This window comes from Bacteroides sp. FSHCM14E1 (assembly GCF_019633785.1).
Taxonomy (GTDB): Bacteria; Bacteroidota; Bacteroidia; order Bacteroidales; family Bacteroidaceae; genus Bacteroides; species Bacteroides hominis.
On record NZ_JADKYL010000028.1, the window covers coordinates 1 to 2,247 of the forward strand.

The following is a 2,247-nucleotide window of genomic DNA, read 5'->3' on the forward strand; positions in this document are numbered from 1 at the left end:
GATACCCCCGTACGTGTTATCGGTACACGCCATGGTGAGAAACTTTATGAATCATTAGTGACTCGTGAGGAAATGGCCAAGGCGGAAGATATGGGTAATTATTATCGGATACCTTGTGATGCCCGTGATCTTAATTATGATAAATATTTTGTGGAAGGCCAAGAGAAGGTCTCTAAATTCGAGGACTACCATTCACATAATACCCATCGTTTGGATGTGGACGGTATGAAACAGTTGTTATTGAAACTTGATATGATAAAGGAGGATGTATGCTTAAAGTAATGACGATTGTCGGAACTCGTCCTGAGATCATAAAGTTGAGCCGTGTGATGGCTGAGTTGGACAAATACACTGAACATATTATGGTCCATACCGGTCAGAATTTCGATTATGAACTGAATGAAATCTTTTTTCAGGAACTTCGCATCCGTAAGCCGGACTATTTTCTGGATGCTGCCGGAAAGAATGCTGCAGAGACGATAGCCAATGTAATCCGTAAATCGGATGAATTGATGGATCAAGTGAAACCGGATGCTTTATTGTTGTATGGTGATACTAATAGCTGTATTTCCGTGATTTCCGCAAAACGGCGTAAGATTCCTATTTTTCATATGGAGGCTGGTAACCGCTGTTTTGACCAGCGTGTTCCTGAAGAGATCAATCGTAAGATTGTGGATCATTTGAGTGATATCAATATGCCTCTTTCAGAGCATGCACGTAAATACTTGCTGGCTGAAGGGTTACGTCCGGAGACCGTGATCAAAACCGGATCGCCAATGACAGAGGTTTTGATCTATCATAAGGCGGAAATAGAAGAGAATGATGTTTTAGAAAAAGAGGGGTTGAAAAAAGGTGATTACTTTATTGTAAGTACGCATCGTGAGGAAAATGTGGATTCCGAGAAGAACTTTTCCGACCTGCTTTCTTCTCTGAACGCCATTGTGGACAAATATCATAAAAAGGTGATTGTTTCCACCCACCCCCGTACCCGCAAAAAGTTGGAATCTATTGGCTTTATTAATTCCAATCCGATGATTGAGTTTATGAAACCTTTTGGCTTCATGGAGTATATCAAACTTCAACAGAATGCTTTTTGTGTTATTTCTGACAGTGGTACGATCACGGAGGAATCTTCTATTCTTCATTTTCCGGCTATAACTATCCGTCAGGCACACGAGCGACCTGAAGGTATGGATGCAGGGACGCTGATCATGACCGGATTGAATAGTGACCGTATTCTGGAGTCTATCGAAATTGTAACTTCCCAGTATGCAGAAGGTGCAGACGTAATTCACTCTATTCCTGATTATGCTTCGGATAATGTATCTAAAAAAGTAGTCCGTATCATTCTTTCCTATACAGATTATATCAACCGTACGGTTTGGCATAAAGAAATCTAGTTCCTGTTTTTCATTTTTTATGGTTAAAAAGAAGATTCTGTTGTTCGGCGCCACAGGTATGGCCGGGCATATGGCTTATTATTATCTGCAATGTACGGGGAAATACGATCTTGTGAATGTAGTTTATCGTACCCAATTGACTGATGATAGTATCGTTGTGGATGTGACGGATGGGGATGCTGTCAGTCGGCTCGTTCGTGAAGTCCGTCCCGATTTTATCCTGAATTGTATTGGCGTATTGATAAGAGGTTCCAGAGAACATCCGGACAATGCTATTCTGATAAATGCATGGTTCCCCCATTTGCTCAAGAAACTGTCGGATGAAGTGGGAGTAAAGTTGATTCATATCAGTACGGATTGTGTTTTCTCCGGTAAAAAAGGCAACTATTCAGAAACTGATTTCCGGGATGCTGACGATGTTTATGGTCGTAGCAAAGCACTCGGTGAGATAATCAATGACAAAGATCTGACAATCCGTACTTCTATCATAGGTCCTGAATTGAAGGAGAATGGCGAAGGCTTGTTTCATTGGTTTATGCATCAGCATGGTTGTGTGAATGGTTTCCAGACTGCTATTTGGGGAGGTGTGACCACTCTGGAATTGGCGAAAGCCATTGATGTGTCCATCGATCAGGGAGTAACCGGTTTGATACAACTGAGTAATGGCCTTGGTATAAGTAAATATGATTTGTTACATCTGTTTTCCCGTATATGGCACAAACAAGATGTTGAGATCCTGCCATTTGATGGAAATGGAATAGACAAGTCGATCGCAAAGTCCGCAAGATTTAGTTATGTTGTACCCGGATATGAAGAGATGCTTCGGGAACAATATGATTGGATGCAG

At 41.4% G+C, this 2,247-nt stretch carries 3 protein-coding genes; all 3 read left to right on the forward strand.

Annotated elements, in window-relative coordinates; genetic code table 11:
• A partial coding sequence (locus ISX59_RS21020; RefSeq protein WP_220576256.1) for a polysaccharide biosynthesis protein occupies positions 1-282 on the forward strand: 282 nt, incomplete at its 5' end.
• Entirely contained in the window at positions 270-1,400 is a 1,131-nt protein-coding gene (wecB, locus tag ISX59_RS21025) for a non-hydrolyzing UDP-N-acetylglucosamine 2-epimerase (protein WP_032530158.1), read from the forward strand. The genes ISX59_RS21020 and wecB, both read left to right, overlap by 13 nt.
• Before the next feature lie 19 nt (positions 1,401-1,419).
• On the forward strand, positions 1,420-2,247 hold an 828-nt coding region (locus ISX59_RS21030; protein WP_220576257.1), incomplete at its 3' end, for an SDR family oxidoreductase.